Origin of the sequence: uncultured Cytophaga sp. (assembly GCF_937863595.1) — a bacterium.
Taxonomy (GTDB): domain Bacteria; phylum Bacteroidota; class Bacteroidia; order Cytophagales; family Cytophagaceae; genus Cytophaga.
On sequence record NZ_CALMGQ010000157.1, the window covers coordinates 1 to 3,718 of the forward strand.

General features: G+C 37.3%; 1 protein-coding gene. It reads left to right on the forward strand.

Going from position 1 to position 3,718, the window contains the following annotated elements; all coding sequences use genetic code 11:
- Positions 1-287 precede the first annotated feature (287 nt).
- Positions 288-3,718 (forward strand): glycosyl hydrolase family 8 (locus Q0543_RS13705; RefSeq protein WP_299254182.1); only part of this gene is annotated, 3,431 nt, incomplete at its 3' end.

Sequence of the window (3,718 nt, forward strand, 5' to 3'; positions counted from 1 at the left end):
GTTCGCTCCTGGAACATATATACTTATGATAAAAAAATCAGATTCATTATTAAGACTGAAGATTACTGTAATGAAATAAATTTCAGTAATCTATTCAACGAATTGTATTTTAAAGCCCTTATTTTAATAGAATAAGGGCTTTTTTAGTAATCAATAGGTCGAAAAGCATCATACTTTTTAATTAGATGTTTACTTTTTTGAAAGGTATTCGTAATAGTAGTCTATGTACACCTAAAAAGTGTGCATAGACTATCATTACGAATTACGTTATAAAACCGTTTTAACATATGAAAAAGGCAATTGTTATTTTAATTGTTATTTTATATTGCTCAATTGTATTCTCAACTATAGTAAATGGTCAAATTCCAAATACGTATAAAGTAGGAACTTGGCAAAACTTTAAATCTGCTGCAGTTAGTTATACATTTGATGATAATTGCAGCAATCAAATACCCGTAGCGATACCTTTGCTAAACAACTATGGTTTTAAAGCTACCATTTTTTCAGTAACGCAAAGTATGAATCCAAATTGGGCGAACATGAAATCTGCAGCCAACAATGGCCATGAGATTGGTAGCCATACGGTAACTCATGGAAATTTACCCGATGCTAATGTTGGTAATCAAGATAACGAATTAAAGAATTCGCAAGCGACAATCAACTCAAATATAACCAATCAGAAATGCGTTACAGTAGCATATCCAAATTGTAACAGAGGAGATTTAGCTACCGTTCAAAAATATTATATCGCAGGCAGAACGTGTAGCGGACAAATCATTTCAAGCTCACCTACCGACTTTTATTCATTGAGCTCGATTATTTGTGGAAATACCGGTGTAAATACGGCGAATGATATGAATACACGTGTGGGAAGTGCTAAAAATTCTGGTGGCTGGTGTGTATTTTTAATTCATGGAATTGATAACGATGGTGGATATTCTCCTCTCGCATCAAGCGTTCTAGGTAGTCATCTTTCCTACGTAAATACAAATAAGACTGATTATTGGGTTGGTACTTTTGGTAATGTTGCGAAATACATAAAAGAACGTAATGCAATGTCTATTACAGAAGCTTCTGTAAATGCCGATTCATTAAGAATGACACCAACAGATAATTTAGATAATGCTATTTATAATGTTGCCGTTACGATTCGTAGACAGTTACCTACAACTTGGACTACTGCTCGTGTTATGCTTGGATCAACAACTGTGCCTTCAACAATTGTTACGGTAAGTGGGGTTAAATATATCGAATTTGATGTCGTTCCCGATAAAGGTGTTTACACATTATCAAATCCTTCTGTAACAAATCCTGGATGCGCAACAACCGCTCCTACAATTACATCACCTGTAACTTATGTGCAAGGTGCAGCAGCTAGTACTTTAAGTGCTACAGGAACTGCGTTAAAATGGTATGGCACAAATGCTACAGGCGGAACTGCTACTACTATTGCCCCAACACCAACAACTACTTCAGCTGGTTCAACAATGTACTATGTGTCTCAAACCTTAAATGGATGTGAAGGTCCGCGTGCTGCTATTGTTGTTACAATAACTTCCAGCGGTGGTGGAGGTGGTGGAACAACAACCTCTTGTGGCGAAACTGGAAATGGCGCTTATTATACTGGCGTCTATCGAAACATGTTTAAAGAATTATTAAGTAAAACGGATACGGAAATTAATGCAAAAGTAGAAGCTGCATTTCAACAAATTTTTTATGGTAATGCAACTCAAAAACTATATTACGAAGTAGGGACGGATATGGCTTATATGATGGACGTAGCTAATAACGATGTGCGTTCGGAAGGAATGTCTTATGGACTTATGATTTGTGTTCAGCTGAATAAAAAAGCAGAATTTGATAAACTATGGAAATGGACAAAGACGTATATGCAGAATACTTCAGGAAATTTGGATGGGTTCTTCCGTTGGCAGTTAAATGCAAACGGAGGTGCTATTGATAACAATCCTGCGCCAGATGGCGAAGCATATTTTATAACATCCTTGTTATTTGCGGCAAATAGATGGGGCAATGGGACTGGTATATACAATTACGGTGCTGAAGCACAAGCTGTCTTAAGCAAAGTGCAAAGCAAAACAGGTGCTGGAGGTGTAAATAATTTATTCAATACAAATTCAAAGCTGATCACCTTTGGTCCAAATGGAGGTTCTTATGATTATACAGATCCTTCATATAATCTTCCGGGCTTTTTTGAACTTTGGGGCAGATGGTCTACTTCGAATACAGCATTCTGGACGCAGACCCCTGCAGCAGCCCGTAAATTAATTCGTGATGCTTCTCATCCTACGTCTGGTTTAAGCGCTGATTATTCCAATTTTGACGGTACTCCTAAGACGACAAACTTTAATAGCGATAGTCATCGATTTATGTACGATGCATGGAGAACAATTATGAATTTAGGAATGGATTATAACTGGTTTCAGACAGATGCACAACAACCTATTATTGCTGAACGGTATTTAACATTTTTTAAAAATCAAGGTGCCAATTATAAAAACCACTATGATTGGAATGGAACCAATGCGGGCGGAGATCATTCTACAGGACTTATAGCATGTAATGCCGCAGCAACCTTGGCAGTTAATAATACAACTTTAGCAACTCCTTTTGTTCAAGAATTTTGGAATGTTGGAGTTCCTACAGGAACGTATAGATATTATGATGGGATGCTGTATTTACTTGGCATGTTAAATTGTTCAGGTAATTTTAAAGTATGGAAGCCTGCTTGTCCAAATGCGTGTACAACTCCTGCGCCAATAGTTACAACAGCAACAGTAACGTACGATCTAAATGCTACAGCTACACAATTAACAGCAACCGGTACGAGTTTGAAATGGTATATGGTAGAAACTGGAGGTACAGCCTTATCAGCTGCACCAACTCCTGCCACAACTGTAGTTGGAACAACAATATATTATGTTGGACAAACATTAAACGGTTGTGAAGGACCTAGAACTTCTGTTACAATTAAGGTTAGTAATAACTATAAAATATTTAAAGTAAGTACACCTGTAGCTGTCGATGGAACGATTGACGATGTATGGAATAATGCAAGCGTCTTGCCTGCAGCAGCAGCGAATTTGTTATCCGGAACAATAACAAATACGGCAGATTTATCGGGTAATTTTAAAGCATTATGGGATGATACGTACCTATATATATTAGCAGATATTACCGATGATACTAAAGTAAACGAAAGTACAAATGCATACGACGATGATGGCGTCGAAGTGTATGTAGATATAAATAATGATAAGTCCACAACGTATGGTACAAATGATGTACAATATACATTTGGATGGAATGACGGAACAACTGTAAATACATTACCTGCTGGACGCTCCGTTGTTGGAATTACGTATACAGCTGTTGCACGTGCAGGGGGTTATATTATAGAAGCACGTATTCCATGGACGACTTTACAAGGTTCCCCTGTAATTGGCCAATTGGTAGGAGTTGATTTTATGATCAATGATGATGATGATAATGGTGCAAGAGATGCAAAATTAGCTTGGAATGCTACAACCGATAATGCTTGGCAAGATCCTTCGTTATTTGGTACAGCAATTTTGCAAGGTTTGGTTCCATGTACTACACCTTCGGCACCAACAGTAACTACAACACTATCGTATTGCCAAAATACTACAGCATCACAATTAACTGCAACAGGCTCAAACTTGAAATGGTATACACAAGC